Raw genomic sequence first — 21,940 nt, 5'->3', positions numbered from 1 at the left:
CGGCACGCCGCGCGGCACCCACCGGACGGCCCCGGTCCCGTCCGGTCGGCCGCTCAGTCCAGTCGGCGCTCGACCGCCAGCTTGGAGCGGGTGAGCAGGCCGGCGCCGAGCATCGCCACCAGCGGTACCAGCACCAGCGCGCCGAGGGTCTGCCACGGCACCACCATCGGGTACGGCACCTCGACCGGCCACGCCTGGGCGTACTGGCGGTTCACCGAGGTCAGGATGATCACCGCCGAGCCGAGGCCGGCCACGATGCCGAGCACCGAGCCCACCCCGGCGATCACCCCCGCCTGACAGAGCGAGAGCAGCCGGCGTACCCGGGGACTGGCCCCGACCGCGGCGAGGGTGGACAGGTCCCGGCGGCCCTCCGCCGCCGCGAGCCCGGTGGCCACCCCGGCCGCGCCCACCGTGATCACCCCGGAGCCGACCGCCAGCAGGAGCAGCAGCGGTCGCTGATCCGAGGCGGGCGGCCCGCGCTCCACCTCCACCGCCATCGGCAGCAACGGCCGCAGCGCGGTGACGGTCCGGTCGAGCTGGCGTTGGGCGGGCGCGGCGGGGATGTCGACCGCGAAGCCGAGCTGCTGGGCGGTCAGGCTGATCCGGGCCGCCGCCGCCGGGGAGAGCACCAGCCGGTGGACCGCCACCCCGCCGCGCAGGACGTACCCGGGCAGGGTGGCGGTGACCGTCTCCGGTGCCGGGTCGCCGGAGACCGTCCGGTCGACCCGGACCGCCAGCCGGCCGGCGACCACGTACCGGGGGTCGGTGACCACCGCGCCCCCGGCGCGCAGCACGGCGGCGGCTGCCGCCACCTCGGCCGGCGGTGCGCCGCTGACCGCCGGAAGGACGGTCCCGTCGTCGACCAGCGTGGGCAGGTACATGCCGTCCGGGTTCGGTCCCGGCCGGACACAGCGCGGATCGGCCAGCGCCCGCCGGCGTACCTCGGCCGACCGGTACGACTCGCCGTCGTACGGGCAGGCCCGGCCGGGTGGCAGCACCGGCGTCACCGTGCAGTACTCGTCGGGCGACTCGTGGACGCAGGCCGGCACGGCCAGCGGGGCCACCGCGTCGGTGCCCAGCTCGGCCCGGATCACCTCGGTGACCCGCGGCAGCGGGGGCAGCGGGTCGGAGCCGGACGCGTCGGCCCGCAGCAGCACCACCCGTCCCGGTGGCATCCCCGGCTGCCAGTCGGCCCGGTTGCGGGCGTCGTCGCTGGCCACGTAGACGCCGAGGGCGACGCTGCCGGCGACCGCCGCCATCACCGCCGAGATGGCCGGGGCGGCCGAGGAGCGGTTGCGGCTGGCGTCCCGCAGGGCGATCCGGGGTGCCAGCGGCAGCATCCGCCCGGCCCGGGCGAGCAGGCCGATCAGCGCGGGCGTACCGAAGACCAGGCCCAGCTCGCCCAGGATCAGCCCGGCGAGGATCACCGTCTGGTTGCCCCACCCGGCGCCGAGGGCCGCGACCGCGGAGCCCAGCACGGTGAGTGCCACCCCGACCACCAGCCAACGGTGCCGGTGCGGCGGCGCGGTCCGGTGACCGGCCAGCCCGGCCACCACGTCCTGCCGCGCGGCGGTCAGCGCCGGGGCGAGCGCGGCCAGCACGCCGGCCAGCACCGCCACCCCCGCGATCACGACGAGCGCGACGGGGAAGACCCGGTACCCGCCGATCCGCGCGCCCACCACGTACTCCTCGACCAGCGACCGGCCGGCGAACGCGGCGGCGACGCCCAGCAGCAGCCCGAGCGCCGCGCCGAGCCCGCCGAGCACCACCCCGTCGGCGAGCACGATCCGGCGCAGGTGCACCGGGTCGCCGCCGGCCACCGCGACCAGCGCCAGGTCCCGGCGTCGCCGGCGGACCCCGACCGCGAAGGCCGGCCCGACCAGCAGGACGACCTCCAGCAGGCCGAGCCCGCCGACGAGCACCGCGTTCCCGGCCAGGGTCGGATCGGGCAGCGCGGTGCGCAACCCGCCCGCGCCGGTGGGCTGCCCGCCGGGCACCGGTGTCCGGGCGCTGACCGTGACGCCGTGGGCGTTGAGCCGTTCCACCAGCGCCGCGTCCACCGGGCCGGGCAGGTCGACCAGCCAGCTCTCGTCCGGGCTCTGACCGGCCCGGGGCACCGCCGTCGGGGGCAGGGCGACCACCTCGCCCAGGTTGTCCGGGAACTCCACCAGCCCGACCACCCGCCAGCGGCGGGCGCCGTCGCCCGAGGTGACCGTCCCGCCGACCGGGACGTCCAGCAGCCGGCGGGCAGGTGCGCTGAGCGCCACCTCGTCGGGCGCGGTGGGCGGCCGGCCGGCGAGCAGCCGCACCGCCGAGCGGGGCAGCGGGTCGGTGAGGTCCAGCGCCCGCCCCGCCAGCGTCCTGGTCAGTTCGTCGGCCCGCACCTCGAACGGGATCCACCAGCGGACCAGGCTGACCCGGCTGCCCGGCGGCAGCAGTGCGGTGATCTCCTCGACGCTGACCGGACGTGTCCGGGCCACCTCGTCACCCTGCCGGGGCCAGAAGCCCTCCCCCCAGACGTCCTGGTGGCCCGGGTTCTGCATCACCCAGCGCAGTTCCGCGTCGGCGTCGCCGAGCCGCTGGTCGAAGCGTTCGGCCCGGGTGAGTTCGGCCATGTCGTAGCTGACCGCCACGAAGGTCAGCGCCAGCACCGGCAGGGCGATCATGGCCAGCACCAGCGCGGTCCGTCCCCGCGCCCGGCGGGCCTCCCGCCGGGCGATCCGTAGCGCGGCCCGCCAGGACCCGAGCGCACCGGCGATCCGGCCGGACCGTCCGGACCGTCCGGACCGTCCGGGGCGGCTCACCGACCGCTGCCGGAGAGCAGTTGCTCCACCCCGACCAGCGGCGCGGTCGAGTCCACCAGGACGCCGTCGCGGAGGAAGACCACCCGGTCCGCCCAACCGGCGTGCCGGGCCTCGTGGGTCACCAGCACCCCGGCCGCGCCCGCGTCGACCCGGCTACGCAGCAGGTGCAGCACCGCCTCTCCGGTCTGCGAGTCCAGCGCCCCGGTCGGCTCGTCGGCCAGCACCAGTCGCCGCTGGCCGACCAGCGCCCGGGCGATCGCCACCCGCTGCTGCTGCCCGCCGGACATCTCGTCCGGGAAGCGCCCGCCGAGCCCGGTCAGGCCGACCTCGTCCAGGGCCGCCAGCGCCGCCCGGCGGGACTGCCGTACCCCGACGCCGTCGAGCTCCAACGGGAGCGCCACGTTCTCCGCCGCGGTGAGGCTGCCGAGCAGGTTGAGGTCCTGGAAGACGTAGCCGATCCGGCGGCGGCGCAGCCGGGCCAGGCGGCGCCGGTCCAGCGTCCCGAGCGGTTCCCCCTCGACCAGCACCTCCCCGCCGGTGGGCCGGTCCAGCCCGCCGGCCAGGGTGAGCAGGGTCGACTTGCCCGACCCGGAGGGACCCATCACGGCCACCAGCTCACCCGGTGCGACGGTGAGGCTCACCCCGCGCAGCGCGTGCACGGCGGCCTCCCCGCTGCCGTGGGTGCGGTGGACCTCGCGCAGTTCGAGCACCACGTCAGCCTGTCCGGTCACCGGCGGGCCTCCTCCTCGGTCCGGTCCACCGCCCCGGGTCGGACGGCGGCGGGACCGGGGGATGGTGCCGGCGAGTACCGGACCAGGCTGGTCTCGCAGTGGTCGAGCCAGCGGACCTCCGCCTCGGCCTGGAACATCATCGCGTCGAGCACCAGCCGCCAGGGCAGGTCCTCCGGCCGGTCGCTGGCGTACTTCAACCGGGTCAGTTCCTGGAGGGTACGCATGGTCGCGCTCCGCTGGGTCTGTACCACCGCCCGGACGTCCACCCCGGGGGTGGTCAGCGCCAGGGCCAGCTTGATCGACAGCTCGTCCCGGGGCCGGTCGTTGCGGTTGATCGGGGTGGCGAACCAGAGGGCCAGGTCCGCCCGTCCGGCGTCGGTGATCTCGTACGGCCGCTGCCCGCCCTCGTGCTCGGGCAGCGGGCGGACCAGGCCGTCGCGTTCGAGGCGGTTGAGGGTGGTGTAGACCTGCCCGATGTTCAGCGGCCAGGTCGAGCCGGTCGACTCCTCGAACGCGGCCCGCAACTGGTAGCCGTACATCTGGCCGCGTTCGAGCAGGGCGAGCAGGCCGTGACGGATGGACATGGCAACGGAGTATGCATACCCCGTATGCGGACCGCAACCGGAGGGCGGGCGACGGCCTGACCTGCCCGGTCGGGCCGGGCCCCGGGTGTCGGTTCGGCTGCCGGTCCGGCCGGTCCGGCTGCCGACCCGGCCGGGCCCGGTCAGGTCGGGCGACCCGGGAACGGCACGGTCACCGGGGTCACCCCGGCGGTGTTCCGCCACCGGGTGGCCCGCACCGCGCAGTCGGTCAGCGCGTTGAGCGCCCGGGTGCGGTCCGCCCCGGTGGTGACCGGCAGCACCGCCCGCCAGAAGGCCGCGGTGCGCTCCTCCACCTGCACCGCCAGCCGCAGGGCGCTGGCCCGGTCGGTGACCGGGAACGGCAGCGCGTAGCCGGCCTGGTCGGCGGGGAGCTGACCGCCGCCGGTGCTGAGCTGGAGCACCAGCGCGTCCCGGCGGGACCGGTGGGCCGCCTCGGCGGCCCGGGCGGAGCGCCGGTCGGCGTCGGTCAGCCGTACCCCGATCGGGCCGTAGGCGTAGATCGCCGCGTACTCGGCGGCGAGCGCGGCGGACAGGGCGTCGCCGGGGGCGGACGGGGCGGTGTGCCGGGTCACTTCAGCGCCTCCAGGTGGGTGGCCCGGGCGGCGGTGACCGAGCCGAGTAGCGCGGCCCGCTCGCCCGGGGCGTCGGCGCAGGCCTTCGCCGCGTTGTCCCGGCCGCGCTGCTCGGCCGCCCGCAGGTCGGCGAGGACGGCGGCCCGGTCCCCGCCGCCGGTCGCGCCCGGGCTCGGCGTCGCCGGGCCGGACGGCTCCGGGCGGCCGATCAGCCGGCGCAGCTCGTCGGCGTGCGCGGTGTGCGCCTCGGCGATCGGGGTGAGCCGGTCGGCCAGCCCCGGGTCGGCGGCGACCGCGGCCCGGTGCCGGTCGGCCAGCGCGCGGGACTCCGCGGCGAGCGGTTCCAGCGGGTCGGGTGCCGGGTCGGGTCGGTCGCCGTCGAAAAGATCACAGCCGGTCAGCGGTACGGCGGCGGCACCGGCCGCCAGGAGCGCGCCCGCGCGCAGCACGGCCCGCCGGGATTGCCCCGTTCCGCCGTGGTGCGTTGTCGTTCTGCCCGTGGCCACCGGACAAGTCAACACCATGGGTGCCCGTAGGTGGGCGACCGCCGTCGGTGCGCCGCCGGGGCCGCTGCCCCGACGGCGCGTTACGCTCTGCGCAGCCACCGGCGCGTCCGCCCCGGTGGCGTCCCGGCGTGGCGGTCCGACGGCCGCCGCCGATCAGGAGAAGGATGCGCAGATGACGCAGCGTGGCCGTGCCACCAGGCCGGCGGGGCCGACGGGGCGACCCCGTCGCACCGACGGCCCCCGGGGCGGGGACCGTGCGGGCGCACCCCGGGGCGACCTGGCCGCGCGCCGCGCCAGGCTGCGCGACGTGATCGAGCCGGTGATCACCGGGGCCGGCTACGACCTGGAGGACCTCTCCGTCTCCCGGGCCGGCCGGCGGCACGTGGTCCGGGTGATCGTGGACGCCGACGGCGGGATCAACCTGGACGCCGTCGCGGACGTCTCGCGGGCCGTCTCGGCGGCCCTGGACGCGGCCGAGGAGTCCGGCGGCGACATCGTGGCGGGGGAGTACCAGCTGGAGGTCAGCTCCCCCGGGGTGGACCGTCCGCTGACCCTGCCCCGGCACTGGCGGCGCAACGTCGGCCGGCTGGTCAAGGTGACCGCCCGGGTGGCGGACCTGCCCGAGCAGCGCGGCGAGCAGCCCGCCGGCGACCGTCAGGTCACCGGTCGGGTGGCGGCGGCCGACGACGAGCGCGTGGTGCTGGAGACCGGGTCCGGCCGCGTGGAACACAGTTACGCCGAGCTCGGCCCCGGCCGGGTGCAGGTCGAGTTCAACCGCCTCGACGAGATCGACGAGGCGGCCGAGTTCGACGGCGACGACGAGGCCGGCGACGACATGGACGACATCGACGACGAAGATGATGTGGAGGACGAGGAGAGGTGAACATCGACCTCGCGGCGCTGCGCGCACTCGAGCGCGAGCGGGAGATCCCGTTCGACACGATCCTCGCGGCGATCGAGACCGCGTTGCTGACCGCCTACCGGCACACCGACGGCGCCGAGTCGCACGCCCGGGTGGAGATCGACCGTAAGAACGGGGCCGCCCTGGTCTACGCCCAGGAGCTGGACGACGACGGCACCGTGGTACGGGAGTGGGACGACACCCCGCACGACTTCGGCCGGATCGCCGCGATGACCGCCAAGCAGGTGATCCTCCAGCGGCTGCGGGAGGCCACCGACGAGGTGCACTTCGGCGAGTACGTCGGCCGCGACGGCGACCTGGTCACCGGCGTGGTGCAGGCGCACGAGGCGCGGTCCGAGAAGGGCATCGTCAGCGTCGACCTGGGCAAGCTGGAGGGCGTGCTGCCGCAGTCCGAGCAGGTGCCCGGTGAGCGGTACACCCACGGCGAGCGGATCCGCTGCGTGGTGGTGCACGTGACCAAGGGGATGCGCGGCCCGCAGATCACCCTGTCCCGGTCCCACCCGGCGCTGGTGAAGAAGCTGTTCGCGCTGGAGGTGCCGGAGATCGCCGACGGTACGGTGGAGATCGGGGCGATCGCCCGTGAGGCAGGTCACCGCACCAAGATCGCCGTACGCTCCACCGTGCAGGGCGTGAACGCCAAGGGCGCGTGCATCGGCCCGATGGGCCAGCGGGTCCGCGCGGTGATGAGCGAGCTGCACGGCGAGAAGATCGACATCATCGACTGGTCGGACGACCCGGCCACCTTCGTCGGCAACGCGCTCTCGCCGGCCAAGGCGCTCCGGGTCGAGGTGGTCGATCTGGCCACCCGGACGGCCCGGGTGACCGTGCCGGACTTCCAGCTCTCGTTGGCCATCGGCCGCGAGGGGCAGAATGCCCGGCTTGCCGCCCGATTGACCGGTTGGCGGATCGACATCCGGTCGGACGCGGAGCAGGCGGTGACCGGCGGTCGGGGCGGGGCCGGTCACGTCCCGGAGCCGGGCGGAGCGATCTCTGGCAGCTAGGGGTAGACTTTCTCCAGTGGTTCGACGCGCGCAGCCGGAGCGCACCTGTGTGGGTTGCCGGCAACGTGCGCCGGCCAGCGATTTGCTGCGGATCGTCGCGGTCGGTGACGAGGCTGGTCACTGTCTCCGGCCCGATCCGAGCCGTAGTCTGCCGGGTCGGGGGGCGAACATGCACCCGGATCCGGCCTGCTTCGCGCTGGCGGTGCGGCGTCGCGCCTTCGGGCGTTCGCTGCGCATCACCGGGGTCCCCGACCACGGCGCCGTCGCGGAGTACGTCGACGCGTCAACCACGACGTCCGGTCAACCCGACCGGGCGAGGGTCGCTAGCAAGGTAGGACGACCGACATGAGCACACGATGAAGTCCCTGAAATGACCAGGCTTCAAGTGCACGAGTGAGGTCGCTGCGGGTGCTGCCCGCACGACCTCGGAGTGAGGAGTGCAGTGGCAGGTAAGGCCCGCGTACACGAGCTTGCTAAGGAGCTCGGGGTCGAGAGTAAGACAGTTCTCGCCAAGCTGAAGGAAATGGGCGAGTTCGTGAAGTCCGCGTCCAGCACCGTCGAGGCGCCCGTCGCCCGGCGACTGCGTGGCGCATTCGTCGCGTCCGCCGGCAACTCGGCGTCGTCCGCCCCGCAGGCGGCCGCCCCGAGCCCGGCACCGTCCCCGACGCCGTCCCCGACCCCGGGTGCCCCCCGGGTCTCGGCCAAGCCGATGCCGCCCCGGCGGCCGGCCGCGCCGACCCCTGGACCGAAGCCCAAGGGCCCGGTCCCCGGCCCGCCGCAACCGGCGACCCCGGTCGCCAAGCCGGCGAGCGCACACGACATCGAGGTGGCCGCGGCCGAGGCCCGCGCCGCCGCGCTGAAGGCTGAGCAGGAGGCCGCGGTCAAGGCCGCCCAGGCCGCCCGCCAGCAGCAGCGCGACAACGTCCGCCGGGAACCTCCGACCGAGGGTGGCCCGCGTCCGGGCCCGCGTCCCGGCCCGAACGCCGTGCCGCCGCGTCCGGGTTCCCCGGCCGCCGGTCGTCCCGGTGGCCCGGCCCCGGGCCCGGGTGCCCGGCCCGGCGGTCGTCCGCCGGCGCGCGGCGCCGGTAACAACCCGTTCGGCATCCAGGGTGGCCAGCAGCAGCGGCCCCCGGCCGCCGGTGCCGGCGGTCCCCGGCCGAGCCCGGCCGGCATGCCGCCGCGTCCGAGCCCGGCCTCCATGCCGCCGCGTCCCAGCCCGGCCTCGATGCCGAGCCAGCGGCCCACCACCGGTCGTCCCGGCGGTCCCGGTGGCGGTCGTGGCGGTCCCGGTGGCGGCGCTGGTCGTCCCGGTGGCGGTGGCGGCGGGTTCCGGCCCGGTGGCGGCGGCGGTGGCGGTGGCTTCCGTGGCGGTCCCGGTGGCGGCGGCGGTGCCGGCGCTGGCGGTGGCTACCGTGGTGGCCCCGGCGGCGGCGGTGGCGGTGGTGCGCCGGGTGGCGGGTTCCGTCCGGGTGCCCCGGCCGGTGGCGGCGGTCGTCCCGGTGGCGGCGGTCGTGGCCGTGGCGGCGGCGCCGCGGGTGCCTTCGGGCGTCCGGGTGGTCGGCCGACCCGTGGCCGCAAGTCCAAGAAGCAGCGCAGACAGGAGTTCGACAACCTGTCGGCCCCGACCATGAGCTCGGGTGCCCCCCGGGGTCAGGGTCAGGTCGTCCGGCTCTCCCGTGGCGCCTCGCTGTCGGACTTCGCTGACAAGATCAACGCCAACCCGGGTTCGCTGGTCCAGGAGATGTTCAACCTGGGCGAGATGGTCACCGCGACCCAGTCCTGCTCCGACGAGACCCTGCTGCTGCTGGGTGAGCACCTCGGTTTCGACGTGCAGATCGTCAGCCCGGAGGACGAGGACCGCGAGCTGCTCGCGCAGTTCAACATCGACCTCGACGCCGAGGTCGCGGAGGACCGCCTGGTCAGCCGTGCGCCGGTGGTGACCGTCATGGGTCACGTCGACCACGGTAAGACCAAGCTGCTCGACGCGATCCGTAAGGCGAACGTGGTGGCCGGCGAGGCGGGTGGCATCACCCAGCACATCGGCGCGTACCAGGTCCACGTCCCGCACGAGGGCGAGGACCGGGCGGTCACCTTCATCGACACCCCGGGTCACGAGGCGTTCACCGCCATGCGTGCCCGTGGTGCCCAGGTCACCGACATCGTGGTGCTGGTGGTGGCGGCCGACGACGGCGTCATGCCGCAGACCATCGAGGCGTTGAACCACGCCAAGGCGGCCGAGGTGCCGATCGTGGTCGCGGTCAACAAGGTCGACAAGCCGGAGGCCAACCCGGACAAGGTCCGCCAGCAGCTGACCGAGTACGGCCTGGTCGCCGAGGAGTACGGCGGCGACACCATGTTCGTCAACGTGGCGGCGAAGCCGGGCATCGGCATCGAGGAGCTGCTGGAGGCGGTCCTGCTGACCGCCGACGCGTCGCTGGAGCTGACCGCTCCGATCGACGGGCCGGCGCAGGGTGTGGCCATCGAGGCGCACCTGGACAAGGGTCGCGGCGCGGTGGCGACGGTGCTGGTGCAGAAGGGCACCCTGCGGGCGGGCGACTCGATCGTCGCCGGTGGGGCGCACGGCCGGGTCCGGGCCATGCTCGACGAGAACGGCAACCAGGTCGCCGAGGCCGGTCCGGCCCGTCCGGTCCTGGTGCTCGGTCTGACCGCGGTGCCGGGTGCGGGTGACACCTTCCTGGCCGCCGAGGACGACCGCACGGTGCGGCAGATCGCCGAGCAGCGGCAGGCACGGCGGCGGGCGGCGTCCTTCGCCAACTCCCGTGGCCGGGCCACCCTCGAAACGCTCATGGAGCAGCTCAAGGAGGGCGAGAAGACCTCGCTCAACCTGGTGCTCAAGGGCGACGTCTCCGGTTCCGTGGAGGCCCTCGAGGACGCGCTGTTCAACCTCGACATCCCGGAGGAGGTCCAGCTCAGGATCATCCACCGTGGTGTGGGTGCGATCACCGAGAGCGACGTCATGCTCGCGAGCGCCTCGTCCGAGGCGGTCACGATCATCGGCTTCAACGTGCGGGCCGCCAACAAGGTCCGCGAGATCGCCGACCGCGAGGGCGTGGAGATCCGGTACTACACGGTCATCTACCAGGCCATCGAGGAGATCGACGCCGCGCTCAAGGGGCTGCTCAAGCCGGAGTACGAGGAGGTCGAGCTGGGCACCGCGGAGATCCGCGACGTCTTCCGCTCGTCCAAGATCGGCAACATCTCCGGTTGTATCGTCCGGTCCGGCATCATGCGCCGCAACGCCAAGGCGCGGCTGCTGCGGGACGGGGCGGTCGTGGCGGACAACCTCACGATCAGCTCCCTCAAGCGGTTCAAGGACGACGCGACGGAGGTCCGCGAGGGCTTCGAGTGTGGTCTGACGCTGGGCGGTTTCAACAACGTCCAGGTCGGCGACGTCATCGAGACCTTCGAGATGCGGGAGAAGCCGCGCGGCTGATCCGACGCTGACCCAGTGATCAAGGGGTTTACGCCGACCGGCGTAAACCCCTTGATCATGTCGGTGGCCGTCCGTAACGTCCGGGGTGATGTTCACCGGAACCGCGGTCTTCGACCTGCTGCTGCCGGGCGTCTCCCGGTCGCTCAAGGCAAAGAGATCATATGTACGGCCGATCGTGGCGGCGCTGCGCCGCTTCGAGGTGTCGGCCGCCGAGGTGGGAGCGCTCGACCTGCACGGTCGAGCCGAGATCGGGGTGGCCGTGGTCGCCGCCGAGGCGGCCCACGTCCGCGAGGTGCTCGACTCCTGCGAACGCCTGGTAGCCACCCGCCCCGAGACCGAACTGCTCTCGGTCCACCGCCACCTCCACAACACCAACGACTAACCCCCGTCTCCTCCCGCCGTCTCCCCCACCCCCGCCACGTTGATCAAGAGGTTTGCGTCATCGACACGCCGGGCGCGTGACGCAAACCTCTTGATCAACGTGGCGGGGGTGGGCTGGGATGGCGACGCGCGACCGGGCCCGCCGCGCGGGTAGTGTTCGGGTTGTTGGGCGGTCGGTACTGGTGGCGTTCGGCGCCGCAGTTCCGGCCGCGAAAGGAACGCCCTGGAGGTGGGGGACATGACTGATCCGGCCAAGGTTCGCCGGCACGCCGAGCGGATTCGCGAACTGGTCGCGTCGGTGGTGCGGAGCCAGATCAAGGACCCCCGGCTCGGGATGATCACCATCACCGACGCCCGGATCACCGCCGACCTGCGGGACGCCACCGTCTTCTACACCGTGCTCGGTGACGCGACGGCGCAGGCCAGCACCGCCGCCGCCCTGGAGAGCGCCAAGGGCATGCTGCGCAGCACCGTCGGCAAGGCCCTCGGGCTGCGCCACTCGCCGTCGCTGACCTTCGTCCTGGACGACGTACAGGACCAGGTCAAGCAGATCGACGACCTGCTCGCCCAGGCCCGGCACGCCGACGCCGAGGTGCAGCGGCTCGCCGCCCAGGCGAAGTACGCGGGCGACGCCCAGCCGTACCGGGTCGACGAGGACGAGGACGACGAAACCGACGGCGACGACAGCGACGACACCCCGTCCGCGACGGACCGGCGGTGACCGCCGCCCCGGGCACGGCCGGCGGGGTACGCGCCGAGTGGCCGTCCACCGGCCCCGGCGAGGACGACTGGGCCGCCGCCGTCGCGGCGGTACGCGGGCTGCCGGCCGACGCCCGGGTGCTGTTGATCTGCCATGTCAACCCGGACGGGGACGCGCTGGGCAGCATGCTCGGCTTCGGGCTGGGCCTGCGCCGGCTCGGCGTACGGCAGTTGCAGGCCACCTTCCCGGGGCCGCCCGAGGTGCCCGAGCCGTTCCGCTGGCTGCCCGGTCTCGACCTGCTGGTACCGGCGACCGAGGCGTACCCCGACCCGGACCTGGTCGTCTGCTTCGACGCGGCGAGCGAGTCGCGGCTCGGCGACCTGGTCGACCGGCTGGACACCGCCGGCACCGCCCTGGTGCTGGACCACCACGCCTCGAACACCGGGTTCGGCGGTGTGCACCTGGTGGACCCCCGGGCGGCGGCCACCTCGGTGGTCGCCGAGGGCCTGCTCGCCCGGCTCGACGTGCCCCTGGACGCCGAGATCGCGGCCTGCCTCTACGTCGCGCTGACCACGGACACCGGCTCGTTCCGATTCGAGGCGACCACCCCGGCGGTGCACCAGTTGGCCGCCCGGCTGCTCGCCACCGGCATCCGCCCCGGGGACATCTCCCGGCAGGTATTCGACACCCGGCCGTTCGGCGCGGTCCGGCTCTTCGGTGAGGTGCTGGGCCGGGCCCGCCTCGAACCGGAGGCCGCCGCCGGTCACGGCCTGGTCTGGACGTACGCCACCCTCGACGACCTGGCCCGACACGACCAACGGCCGTACGTGCTGGAGTCGCTGATCGACTCGGTGCGCTGCACCGCCGAGGCGGACGTGGCGTGCGTGCTCAAGCAGGTCGGCGCGGACGAGTGGGCGGTCTCGATGCGCAGCAAGGGCGCGGTCGACGTCAGCGCGGTGGCGGTGGCCCTGGGTGGCGGAGGTCACCGTTTCGCCGCCGGCTTCACCGGCCGGGGCGACGCTGACCAGGTCATCGGCCTGATCAGGGCGGAGTTGCCGGGCGCGCTGACCGCCCCCTGACCCGACTCCGGCGGGTGTCGGTCTTCCCGCACAAGGTGAGCACGGGGAGAATCGGAGGATGGAGCAGCCGCACGAGCTCACCGTGAACGCCTCCCGCGCCTGGGACAGGCCGGTGGTCACCGTGCCGGTGCTGGCCTGCCTGTCGCTGGTCGGCGGGCAACTGCCGTCGTTCTCGGCCCAGGCCAACCTCTGGACGCTGGGCACCGGCGGAGCGTTGATCTGGCTCGGCCTGGGCAACCGGGTGCCCCGCCGCCCGGCCCCGCGCCGGCTCGGTCGGGGCACCGTCTGGTGGCTGTTGCCGGCGGCGCTCTTCGGCATCCTCGAGGGTGCCACCTTCGTCATGGCGGTGGGCGACGAGTTCCCCACCTTCTCCCGCCTGGCCGATCCGCTGCTGGAGGACGAGATGGTCCGCTCGGCCGCCTGGTTCGCCTGGCTGGCCGCGTTCTGGGGGTTGGTGCGGCGATGATGCGGACCCTCGCCGTCACCGGCTTCCTCACCTCGCTGGTGCTCTTCGCGGTGGTCGAGTGGGCCTCCCGCCGGGAGGGCTCCCGGGTGCCGTCGCTGGGGGACGTCTGCGCCTACGTGATGCGCTACGAGGTCGGCCCGGTGCCGGTCGGTCGGATCGGGGTGTTCGGTTTCTGGTGGTGGCTCGGCTGGCACTTCCTGGCCCGCTGACCGTCCCACCGTCCGTTGACCGCCCGGCCGTCGTCCCTGGGGGATCCGTCCGCCGACCGCCCTGCCGGTCGCCTCTCGGCCGCCCCTGCCCGTCGTGCCTGAGCGGTCCGTGCGCCGAAGACCCCTGCCCGTCACGCCTGAGCGGTCCGTGCGCCGGCCGCCCTGCCCGTCGTGCCCGAGCGGTCTGTGTGCCGGGCCGCCTCGCCCATCGGGCCTGAGCGGTCCGTGCGCCGGCCGCGCCTGAAGCGACGCGCCCACCGGCCTCAGGGGTCACAAGCCGCCGTGGGCGGGCCGGATTTCGCTGGCCGTTGGGGCGCTCGGGTCCGTCCGGTCGGCTCGCCGTTTCCTCCTCCGTACTGGTGCCGGCCGTTCGCCCGGCGGGCCCGGGTCGTGCTTTGTCCCGCTGTGCCGTCGGGTGGGCCCACCAATCACGCCGGTCCAGATGGCGGGAAGAGTGGGCAGTATGTGGAAAGTAAACGTTAACTTGGGAACGACCGATGTCGCGCTGCGACGCAGGTCGTGGGCGGTGGTGCCGCACCCGGTGCCGCCTCCCTCCAGGGTCAGACCGACCCGGGCTCACGCTGCCAGGCGAGCCGCTCCGGCGATCCCGGACCGCCTCCCGGCGCTCAGCAGGACCGCCCGTCGGGCCACCTGTTCCGGTGGTCCACACCCTGGAAGGACACCGCCATGGCGACCAAGCCCAAGCCCGAGACCACCGACGAGGCCCGCGAGCAGATGCGTCGCGCGCTGCAGACGTCGATGGACACCCGCCAGTGACGCCCAGCGTCCGCCAGTGACGCCCAGCGCCCGGCGGGGTGAACGCCCAGCGCCCGGCGGGGTGAACGCCCAGCGCCCGGCGGGGTGAACGCCCAGCGCCCAGTGGTGACGCCCAGCGTCGGGGGTGACGCCCGCCGCCTGCCAGCGACGCCCGCCGTCCGGCGGTGACGCCCGCCGCCTGCCAGCGACGCCCGCCGTCCGGCGGTGACGCCTGCTGACTGCTGCCCGCTGCCGGTGCCACCCTCGCCCGATACGCCGAACCCTGATCGTCGGCAGACCGTCTCGCCTACCGGCCGCACGGTCCGCCGGTACGCACCTGCCCAAGATCGTGCTCGATCCAGGATGTAGTCCCCTCCAGGGCGGGGGACGCCACTACATCCTGGATGTTGTGGTCGGCCCGGTATGCCTCGCGGGGGCCGGCGGTCCGGCTGCGGGGTCGACACGAGGTCGGCGCCGGGGTGGCACTCTGGCGGTCGGCCGGATCCCGGGTCAGTACCGGCCCTGTGCGCTGCGTCGGCTGGCCCGACCGCCACCCGGGCCGCGCAGCAGCGCCGCGATCCCGACCGCCACCGGCACCGCCAGCAGTGGACCGAGCAGGTACGCCCACCAGCCCCGGCCCTGCCCGTACACCAGGGCCGGGCCCAGCGAGCGGAACGCGTTCATCGAGGCGCCGGTGAGCGGTGAGGCCCAGAGCCCGCCGAGGGCGAGGTACCCGCCGACCGCGACGGCGGCCAGCGGCCCGACGTTCTGCGCGCCCGAGGCCGTGCCGAGGATGGTGCTGATCAGGCCGACGGTGAGGATCAGCTCCCAGACCAGGGCGAGCGGGGTGCCGACGCCGGGGCCGGGCACCGTCAGGCCGGCGGTGCCGTGGCCGCCGAGCAGCCCGGCGAGGAGTGCCGCCGCGCCCACCGCGCCGGCGAACTGGGCGGCGAGGTAGCTGGGGACGCGACGCCAGGGGAAGTCCCGCCGCAGGGCGAAGGCGAGCGTCACCGAGGGGTTGAGGTGGGCGCCCGAGACCGTGCCCATGAACAGGATGATCGAGGCCAGCATCAGGCCGGGGGCGATCACCGCAGCGGTCCGGCTGACCGCCTCGTCGCCGAGGCGCTGGTTGACCACGCCCGGCCCGACGGAGACCAGCACCAGGAAGAAGGTGCCGAGCAGCTCGCCGAAGCACCGTCGCCACCAGGCCGGGTGGGTGCAGTCGACGATCGGGTCGACGCGGGCCGCCATGGCCTCACCGTACGGCCCCGGGAGGGTGTGCCGACGCGATACGCCAGGGCCTCTCGGGTAAGTGCTGCGGGGGATTGTGTTCCTTACTGGTCGCGTGTCAGTATCGGCGGCGATGAGCCAGACCGCCCCCGCCGACACGTCGATCGCGCCGCCGCGCCGGATCGCCGCGCTCGCCCTGCCCGCCCTGGTGGTGCTCGCCGCCGAACCGCTCTACGTCCTGGTCGACACCGCCGTGGTGGGGCACCTGGGCCGGGTGCCGCTGGCCGCGCTCGCCGTCGGCGGCACGGTGATGACGCTCACCGCCTGGCTCGGCACCGTGCTGGCGTACGGCATCACCGGGCGGGCCGCCCGGCGGTTCGGCTCCGGCGACCGGGCCGCCGCGGTGGCCGAGGGGGTCCAGGCGTCCTGGCTGGCCCTCGGGGCCGGGGTGCTGGTGGCGCTCGGCATGCAGCTCGGCGGCGGGGCGTTGGCGGGTATCCTCGCCGGCGACGGTGGCAAGGTGGCCGCGGCGGCCGGGCAGTGGCTGCGGATCGCGGCGCTGGGCGCCCCCGGGCTGCTGCTGGCCGCCGCCGGCAACGGCTGGCTGCGCGGCATCCAGGACACCCGCCGCCCGCTGCTCTTCGTGCTCGGCCCGAACCTGCTCTCCGCCCTGCTCTGCCCGCTGCTGGTCTATCCGGCCGGGCTCGGCCTGACCGGTTCGGCGGTGGCCAACGCGATCGCCCAGACCATCTCGGGCGGCCTCTTCGCGGCGGCGTTGGTACGCGAGCGGGTCAGTCTCCGGCCCCGGCCCCGGCTGATCCGGCAGCAGTTGGCGCTCAGCCGGGACCTGCTGGTCCGGGGGGTCGCCTTCCAGGCCAGCTTCCTGTCCGCCACCGCGGTCGCCGCCCGGTTCGGCGCCGCCGCTGTGGGCGCCCACCAGATCGCCCTGCAACTGTGGTTCTTCACCGCGCTGGTGCTCGACGCCCTGGCGATCGCCGCGCAGGCGCTGATCGGCGCCGCGCTGGGCGCGGGCGACGCCGCCGGGGCCCGCGCCCTCGCGCGCCGGTTCGCGCTGCTCGGCGGCGTCTGCGGGGTGGGGTTCGCGGTGCTGATCGCCGCCGGGGCCGGCGTCGTCCCGTCCTGGTTCAGCTCCGACGCCCAGGTACGCGACCAGGCGATGGTGGCCTGGCCCTGGTTCGTGGCGATGCAGCCGCTGGCCGGGGTGGTCTTCGCCCTCGACGGGGTGCTGATCGGTGCCGGCGACGTCCGCTACCTGCGCAACCTGACCATCGTCGCGGCGCTCGGCGGCTTCCTGCCGGCGATCTGGCTGGCCTACGGGCTGGATCTCGGGCTGGGCGGGATCTGGGCCGGGCTCACCCTGTTCATCGTGATCCGGCTCGCCGCGCTGCTGCTCCGGCTGCGGACCGGCGGGTGGGCGGTGGTCGGCGCGGTCCGCTGAGCCGGGCGGCCCCCACCCGGGGTGGCCTTCCCGGCCCGGCGGTGCCGGCGGGGCGCGCCGGATGGTGCCCTGCGGTGGCGGGCGGGGCGACCCGGTCTGGCAGGCTTGCCGGTCGTGAGTGGTGACGGTCTGATCGTGGTGGACAAGTCCGGCGGCATGACGTCGCACGACGTGGTGGCGCGGATCCGCCGGCTGGCGCGTACCCGCCGGGTGGGGCACGGCGGCACCCTCGACCCGATGGCCACCGGCGTGCTGGTGATCGGGGTGGGCCGGGCCACCCGGCTGTTGACGTACGTGATCGGGGCGGGCAAGAGCTACACCGCCACCGTCCGGCTCGGGCAGGCCACGGTCACCGACGACGCCGAGGGTGATGTGATCTCCACCACCCCGGCCGGCGAGCTGACCGACGCGGCGGTCCACCAGGCGTTCGGGCCGTTGACCGGCGAGATCGACCAGGTGCCGAGCGCGGTCAGCGCCATCAAGATCAACGGCGAGCGGGCGTACAAGCGGGTGCGCGAGGGGGAGGCCGTCGAGCTGCCCGCGCGCCGGGTCACCGTCTCCCGGCTGGACGTGCTGGCGATCCGCCGGGACCGGCCGGACCTGGTGGACGTGGACGTCGACGTCACCTGCTCGTCCGGGACGTACATCCGGGCGTTGGCCCGGGACGCCGGGCTGGCGCTCGGGGTCGGCGGGCACCTGACCGCGCTGCGGCGTACCGCCGTCGGCGGCTTCACCCTCGCCGAGGCGGCCACCCTCGACGAGCTGGAACAACGCGCGCCCGAGGTGGTCAACCTGCCGCTCGACGCCGCCGCCGACCGGTTCTTCCCGCGCCGGGAGGCCAGCGCCGACGAGGCGAAGGTGCTCTCCCACGGCGGCCCGCTCGACCCGGCCGGCATCGCCGGGCCGTACGCCGTGTTCGGTCCGGACGGCGGCCTGATCGCTATCGTCAGCGAGCGGGACGGCCGGGCCCGCGCGGAGATCGTGCTCGCCCCGGCCTGACGGTGGGGCGGGTCCGGCCGACGGCCGGTGCGACGGACCTCGCGGGCGACGCGGGAGAGCAGTGGAGGAGCGGCATGCAGCGGTGGCGGGGGTACGACGCGGCGCCCGGTGGCTGGGGGCGGTCGGTCGTCACCATCGGCGTCTTCGACGGCGTGCACAAGGGGCACCAGGCGACCATCGGGCACGCCGTGACCCGGGCCCGGGAGCTGGGCGTCCAGTCGGTGGTGGTGACCTTCGACCCGCATCCGGCCGAGGTGGTCCGCCCCGGCTCCCACCCGGCCGTGCTCACCGAGCCGGCCCGCAAGGCCGAGCTGATCGAGGCGCTCGGGGTCGACGTGCTGTGCGTGGTGCCGTTCACCGCCGAGTTCTCCCGGCTGCCGGCCGAGGCGTTCGTGCACGACATCCTGGTGGCGCACCTGCACGCCGCGCTGGTCGTGGTGGGGGACAACTTCCGGTTCGGGCACCGGGCCGCCGGTGACGTGGCGCTGCTGGAGCGGCTGGGCCGCACCTTCGGCTTCGGGGTGGAGGGGGCGCCGCTGGTCGCCGAGGCCGGCACCGTCTTCTCCTCGACGTACATCCGTTCCTGCGTCGACGCGGGCGACGTGGCCGCCGCCGCGACGGCGCTCGGCCGGCCGCACCGGCTGGAGGGCGTGGTGGTCCGGGGGGACCAGCGCGGACGTGAGCTGGGTTACCCCACCGCCAACCTGCTCTGCCACCGGTACGCGGCGGTGCCCGCCGACGGGGTGTACGCCGCCCGGCTGGTCCGCCGGGGGCAGCGGGAGTCGTTGGCCGCCGCCGTGTCGATCGGCACCAACCCCACCTTCTCCGGCCGGGAGCGCCGGGTGGAGGCGTACGCGCTGGACTTCACCGGCGACCTGTACGGCGAGCGGCTGGCCCTGGACTTCGTCGCCCACCTGCGTGAGCAGCGCCGCTACGACACGATCGAGCCGTTGCTCGCACAGATGGCCGAGGACGTCGAACGGACCCGCCGGACGCTCGGCTGAGGGGCGCGCGGGCCGTCGTGCCGCCCCTTGACCGGGCGGTTCCGATCCGGGCTGGTAGTCTTGCCGAGACGTCGGACGACCGACGCGGGGCCTCGCGTGCCTGCACGACGCCGCGGGTGCGAGGTTCGTCCGTCCCCGGTCCCACCGGACCCGCCGACGGACATCAGTGATCAACCCATCGAAACAGGGAGAACATGGCGCTCGACCAGGAAGCCAAGGCCAAGATCCGCACGGAGTACGCGACCGCCGAGGGCGACACCGGTTCGCCGGAGGTCCAGGTCGCGGTCCTCACCAAGCGGATCGCCGAGCTGACCGAGCACCTGAAGGTGCACAAGCACGACCACCACAGCCGCCGTGGGCTGCTGCTGCTGGTCGGCCGGCGGCGTCGGCTGCTCAACTACGTCCAGAAGAAGGACATCAGCCGCTACCGGTCGCTCATCGAGCGGCTCGGTCTGCGCCGGTGACGTGACGGGGGAGTGGCCTGCGGCTGCTCCCCCGTTCCGGTACCACTGAAAAACAGGGCCGCGCGACCACCCGAGAGGGAGCCGGTCAGCGTACCGGTCTCCGGTAGTGGCCTCCGGGTGACCCGGCATCATGCCGGCACCCCGGGCGCTTCGATCGAAGACCGGCCGTCTGAGCAGCTCCCCGTGTCGTGGGCCCCCGACACGAAGGAGCACCACCGCACATGACCGAGACCAACCTCGGCACCGAATCCCGCACCGCCGTGATCGACAACGGGTCCTTCGGCACCCGTGAGATCACCTTCTCCACCGGTCGGCTGGCCCGTCAGGCCGCCGGCTCCGTCGTCGCCCAGCTCGGCGAGACGGTCGTCCTCTCCGCCACCACCGCCGGTAAGCAGCCGAAGGAGCAGTTCGACTTCTTCCCGCTGACCGTCGACGTCGAGGAGCGGATGTACGCCGCGGGCCGGATCCCCGGCTCGTTCTTCCGCCGCGAGGGCCGGCCGAGCGAGGACGCGATCCTCACCTGCCGGCTGATCGACCGGCCGCTGCGCCCGTCGTTCGTCAAGGGCCTGCGCAACGAGGTCCAGGTCGTCGAGACCGTCCTCGCGCTCGACCCGCAGCACCCGTACGACGTGGTGGCGATCAACGCCGCCTCGATGTCCACCAAGCTCTCCGGCCTGCCGTTCTCCGGCCCGATCGGGGCGACCCGGGTCGCGCACGTCGACGGCCAGTGGGTCGCCTTCCCGACCCTGGAGGAGCTGGCCCGGGCCACCTTCGACATGGTCGTGGCCGGCCGTACGCTGCCGGACGGCGACGTGGCGATCATGATGGTCGAGGCCGAGGCGACGCCGAACGCCGTGGCCCTGATCGCGGGCGGCGCCACCGCCCCGACCGAGGAGGTCGTGGCCAGCGGCCTGGAGGCCGCCAAGCCGGCGATCCGCGAGCTGTGCCGCGCGCAGAGCGAGCTGGCCGAGGTGGCCGCCAAGCCGGTCACCGAGTTCCCGGTGTTCCTGGACTACCAGGACGACGTCTACCAGGCGGTGGCCGAGCTGGTCCGCGCCGAGGTGGCCGAGGCCCTGCAGATCGCCGGCAAGGCGGACCGCGAGGAGGCCCTGGACCGGGTCAAGGCCAAGGTCGCCGAGGAGCTCGGCGGTCGGTTCGAGGGCCGGGAGAAGGAGCTGTCCGCCGCCTTCCGGTCGCTGACCAAGTCCGAGGTGCGCAACCGCGTGCTGCGCGACCAGGTGCGCATCGACGGGCGTGGCCCGCGTGACATCCGGGCGCTGACCGCCGAGGTCGGCGTGCTGCCCCGGGTGCACGGCTCGGCGCTGTTCGAGCGGGGCGAGACCCAGATCCTGGGCGTCACCACGCTGAACATGCTGCGCATGGAGCAGATGGTGGACACCCTCTCTCCGGAGAACCGCAAGCGCTACATGCACAACTACAACTTCCCGCCGTACTCGACCGGTGAGACCGGCCGGGTCGGCTCGCCGAAGCGGCGTGAGATCGGCCACGGCGCGCTCGCCGAGCGGGCCCTGATCCCGGTGCTGCCGTCGCGCGAGGAGTTCCCGTACGCCATCCGGCAGGTCTCCGAGGCGCTCGGCTCCAACGGGTCGACCTCGATGGGTTCGGTCTGCGCCTCGACGCTGGGCCTGCTCAGCGCCGGTGTGCCGCTGAAGGCGCCGGTGGCCGGCATCGCGATGGGCCTCATCTCGGACGAGGTGGACGGCAAGACCCAGTACGTGACGCTGACCGACATCCTCGGTGCCGAGGACGCGTTCGGTGACATGGACTTCAAGGTCGCCGGCACGCCGGAGTTCGTCACCGCGCTCCAGCTCGACACCAAGCTCAACGGCATTCCGTCGGACGTGCTGGCCGCCGCGCTGCAGCAGGCCAACGAGGCCCGGCAGACCATCCTCGGCGTGATGCAGGCGGCGATCGAGGGCCCGGCCGAGATGTCGGACTACGCGCCTCGGGTCACCACCGTCAAGATCCCGGTCGACAAGATCGGCATGGTGATCGGCCCGAAGGGCCAGACCATCAACGCCATCCAGGACGAGACCGGCGCCGAGATCTCCATCGAGGACGACGGCACGATCTACGTCGGCGCGACCAACGGGCCGGCGGCCCAGGCCGCGGTGGACCGGATCAACGGGATCGCCAACCCGACCCTGCCGAAGGTCGGCGAGCGGTTCCTCGGCACGGTGGTCAAGACCGCCGCGTTCGGCGCGTTCGTCTCGCTGCTGCCGGGCCGCGACGGGCTGCTGCACATCTCCAAGGTGGGCGACGGCAAGCGGGTCGACAAGGTCGAGGACTTCCTCAACGTCGGCGACAAGGTCGAGGTGGAGATCGCGGACATCGACGCCCGCGGCAAGATCTACCTGGACAAGGTCCGTCCGGAGGGCGCGGAGGCGCCGGTGGCCGGCGAGGCCGCCGGTGGCGAGCGTCCGGCCGGTCGCGGTGGCGACCGTGGCCCGCGGGACCGGGGCGACCGGGGTGGCGACCGGGGCGGTCGTGGCCCGGAGCGCGGTGACCGTGGTCAGGGTGGCGGCGGCGAGGGCGGCGAGGGCGGCGAGCGTCCGCGCCGCCGGACCCGGCACAGCTAGG

General features: G+C 74.3%; 20 protein-coding genes. 14 read left to right on the top strand and 6 right to left on the bottom strand.

Annotated features, from left to right (window positions below):
* Positions 1–53 precede the first annotated feature (53 nt).
* The 5 genes from ACIQG9_RS14045 to ACIQG9_RS14025 all read right to left on the bottom strand — a co-directional run bounded on the left by ACIQG9_RS14045 (position 54) and on the right by ACIQG9_RS14025 (position 5,215).
* On the bottom strand, positions 54–2,804 hold the full coding sequence (locus tag ACIQG9_RS14045; RefSeq protein ID WP_400401529.1) for an FtsX-like permease family protein: 2,751 nt from the start codon (positions 2,802–2,804) through the stop codon (positions 54–56).
* A complete protein-coding gene (locus ACIQG9_RS14040) occupies positions 2,801–3,535 on the bottom strand; it encodes an ABC transporter ATP-binding protein (RefSeq protein WP_400401527.1) in 735 nt (244 codons plus the stop codon). The genes ACIQG9_RS14045 and ACIQG9_RS14040 overlap by 4 nt, the downstream gene beginning before the upstream one ends.
* On the bottom strand, positions 3,532–4,119 hold the full coding sequence (locus tag ACIQG9_RS14035; RefSeq protein ID WP_400401525.1) for a PadR family transcriptional regulator: 588 nt from the start codon (positions 4,117–4,119) through the stop codon (positions 3,532–3,534). The genes ACIQG9_RS14040 and ACIQG9_RS14035 overlap by 4 nt, the downstream gene beginning before the upstream one ends.
* Before the next feature lie 140 nt (positions 4,120–4,259).
* Complete coding sequence (locus ACIQG9_RS14030; protein WP_400401523.1) at positions 4,260–4,709, bottom strand: ferritin-like domain-containing protein; 450 nt, start codon at positions 4,707–4,709, stop codon at positions 4,260–4,262.
* Positions 4,706–5,215 (bottom strand): hypothetical protein, encoded by a 510-nt coding sequence (locus tag ACIQG9_RS14025; protein WP_400401521.1) that lies wholly within the window; start codon positions 5,213–5,215, stop codon positions 4,706–4,708. The genes ACIQG9_RS14030 and ACIQG9_RS14025 overlap by 4 nt, the downstream gene beginning before the upstream one ends.
* A 172-nt stretch (positions 5,216–5,387) precedes the next feature.
* Here ACIQG9_RS14025 and rimP point away from each other — a divergent pair, with 172 nt between their 5' ends.
* The 9 genes from rimP (at position 5,388) to ACIQG9_RS13980 (ending at position 13,427) form a co-directional block, all read left to right on the top strand.
* Entirely contained in the window at positions 5,388–6,098 is a 711-nt protein-coding gene (gene rimP / locus ACIQG9_RS14020) for a ribosome maturation factor RimP (protein WP_400401519.1), read from the top strand.
* Entirely contained in the window at positions 6,095–7,138 is a 1,044-nt protein-coding gene (gene nusA, locus ACIQG9_RS14015) for a transcription termination factor NusA (protein ID WP_400401517.1), read from the top strand. The genes rimP and nusA overlap by 4 nt, the downstream gene beginning before the upstream one ends.
* Before the next feature lie 16 nt (positions 7,139–7,154).
* Positions 7,155–7,487 carry a YlxR family protein gene (locus ACIQG9_RS14010; RefSeq protein WP_400401515.1) on the top strand — a complete coding sequence of 111 codons (333 nt, stop codon included), beginning with the start codon at positions 7,155–7,157 and terminating at the stop codon, positions 7,485–7,487.
* A gap of 93 nt (positions 7,488–7,580) precedes the next feature.
* Positions 7,581–10,592 carry a translation initiation factor IF-2 gene (gene infB / locus ACIQG9_RS14005; RefSeq protein WP_400401513.1) on the top strand — a complete coding sequence of 1,004 codons (3,012 nt, stop codon included), beginning with the start codon at positions 7,581–7,583 and terminating at the stop codon, positions 10,590–10,592.
* Positions 10,593–10,680: 88 nt separating this feature from the next.
* Entirely contained in the window at positions 10,681–10,974 is a 294-nt protein-coding gene (locus ACIQG9_RS14000) for a DUF503 domain-containing protein (protein ID WP_400401511.1), read from the top strand.
* A gap of 237 nt (positions 10,975–11,211) precedes the next feature.
* Complete coding sequence (gene rbfA, locus ACIQG9_RS13995) at positions 11,212–11,694, top strand: 30S ribosome-binding factor RbfA (protein ID WP_400401509.1); 483 nt, start codon at positions 11,212–11,214, stop codon at positions 11,692–11,694.
* Positions 11,691–12,752 (top strand): bifunctional oligoribonuclease/PAP phosphatase NrnA, encoded by a 1,062-nt coding sequence (locus ACIQG9_RS13990; RefSeq protein ID WP_400401507.1) that lies wholly within the window; start codon positions 11,691–11,693, stop codon positions 12,750–12,752. The genes rbfA and ACIQG9_RS13990 overlap by 4 nt, the downstream gene beginning before the upstream one ends.
* 58 nt (positions 12,753–12,810) lie before the next feature.
* Positions 12,811–13,218: a hypothetical protein gene (locus ACIQG9_RS13985; protein ID WP_400401505.1), complete on the top strand. Its 408-nt coding sequence runs from the start codon at positions 12,811–12,813 to the stop codon at positions 13,216–13,218.
* A complete protein-coding gene (locus tag ACIQG9_RS13980) occupies positions 13,218–13,427 on the top strand; it encodes a DUF6186 family protein (RefSeq protein ID WP_400401701.1) in 210 nt (69 codons plus the stop codon). Before ACIQG9_RS13985 ends, ACIQG9_RS13980 begins: the two co-directional genes overlap by 1 nt.
* Before the next feature lie 1,266 nt (positions 13,428–14,693).
* Here ACIQG9_RS13980 and ACIQG9_RS13975 read toward each other — a convergent pair.
* Positions 14,694–15,434 carry an MIP/aquaporin family protein gene (locus tag ACIQG9_RS13975; protein ID WP_400401503.1) on the bottom strand — a complete coding sequence of 247 codons (741 nt, stop codon included), beginning with the start codon at positions 15,432–15,434 and terminating at the stop codon, positions 14,694–14,696.
* A gap of 112 nt (positions 15,435–15,546) precedes the next feature.
* On the opposite strand from ACIQG9_RS13975, the gene ACIQG9_RS13970 reads away from it, so the two are divergent.
* The 5 genes from ACIQG9_RS13970 (at position 15,547) to ACIQG9_RS13950 (ending at position 21,939) form a co-directional block, all read left to right on the top strand.
* Positions 15,547–16,872 carry an MATE family efflux transporter gene (locus ACIQG9_RS13970; RefSeq protein ID WP_400401501.1) on the top strand — a complete coding sequence of 442 codons (1,326 nt, stop codon included), beginning with the start codon at positions 15,547–15,549 and terminating at the stop codon, positions 16,870–16,872.
* 114 nt (positions 16,873–16,986) lie between these two features.
* A complete protein-coding gene (gene truB, locus ACIQG9_RS13965; protein WP_400401499.1) occupies positions 16,987–17,871 on the top strand; it encodes a tRNA pseudouridine(55) synthase TruB in 885 nt (294 codons plus the stop codon).
* Positions 17,872–17,945: 74 nt separating this feature from the next.
* Complete coding sequence (locus ACIQG9_RS13960; RefSeq protein ID WP_400401497.1) at positions 17,946–18,875, top strand: bifunctional riboflavin kinase/FAD synthetase; 930 nt, start codon at positions 17,946–17,948, stop codon at positions 18,873–18,875.
* 194 nt (positions 18,876–19,069) lie between these two features.
* Entirely contained in the window at positions 19,070–19,339 is a 270-nt protein-coding gene (gene rpsO, locus ACIQG9_RS13955) for a 30S ribosomal protein S15 (RefSeq protein ID WP_091246098.1), read from the top strand.
* A gap of 221 nt (positions 19,340–19,560) precedes the next feature.
* A complete protein-coding gene (locus ACIQG9_RS13950; protein WP_400401494.1) occupies positions 19,561–21,939 on the top strand; it encodes a polyribonucleotide nucleotidyltransferase in 2,379 nt (792 codons plus the stop codon).
* The last annotated feature ends 1 nt before the right edge of the window (position 21,940 follow it).

Source organism: Micromonospora sp. NPDC092111 (assembly GCF_044755745.1).
Lineage (GTDB): Bacteria > Actinomycetota > Actinomycetes > Mycobacteriales > Micromonosporaceae > Micromonospora.
This window is presented reverse-complemented; position numbering and strand designations above follow the sequence as displayed.

Bases quoted from the DNA above. Each gene is read 5' to 3' on its own strand.
- ACIQG9_RS13950 (WP_400401494.1), top strand. From the start codon at position 19,561: ATGACCGAGACCAACCTCGGCACCGAATCCCGCACCGCCGTGATCGAC.
- rbfA (WP_400401509.1), top strand. From the start codon at position 11,212: ATGACTGATCCGGCCAAGGTTCGCCGGCACGCCGAGCGGATTCGCGAA.
- ACIQG9_RS13985 (WP_400401505.1), top strand. From the start codon at position 12,811: ATGGAGCAGCCGCACGAGCTCACCGTGAACGCCTCCCGCGCCTGGGAC.
- rpsO (WP_091246098.1), top strand. From the start codon at position 19,070: ATGGCGCTCGACCAGGAAGCCAAGGCCAAGATCCGCACGGAGTACGCG.
- ACIQG9_RS13975 (WP_400401503.1), bottom strand. From the start codon at position 15,434: ATGGCGGCCCGCGTCGACCCGATCGTCGACTGCACCCACCCGGCCTGG.
- ACIQG9_RS13970 (WP_400401501.1), top strand. From the start codon at position 15,547: ATGAGCCAGACCGCCCCCGCCGACACGTCGATCGCGCCGCCGCGCCGG.
- ACIQG9_RS13980 (WP_400401701.1), top strand. From the start codon at position 13,218: ATGCGGACCCTCGCCGTCACCGGCTTCCTCACCTCGCTGGTGCTCTTC.
- ACIQG9_RS13960 (WP_400401497.1), top strand. From the start codon at position 17,946: ATGCAGCGGTGGCGGGGGTACGACGCGGCGCCCGGTGGCTGGGGGCGG.
- rimP (WP_400401519.1), top strand. From the start codon at position 5,388: ATGACGCAGCGTGGCCGTGCCACCAGGCCGGCGGGGCCGACGGGGCGA.
- ACIQG9_RS14000 (WP_400401511.1), top strand. From the start codon at position 10,681: ATGTTCACCGGAACCGCGGTCTTCGACCTGCTGCTGCCGGGCGTCTCC.
- ACIQG9_RS14035 (WP_400401525.1), bottom strand. From the start codon at position 4,119: ATGTCCATCCGTCACGGCCTGCTCGCCCTGCTCGAACGCGGCCAGATG.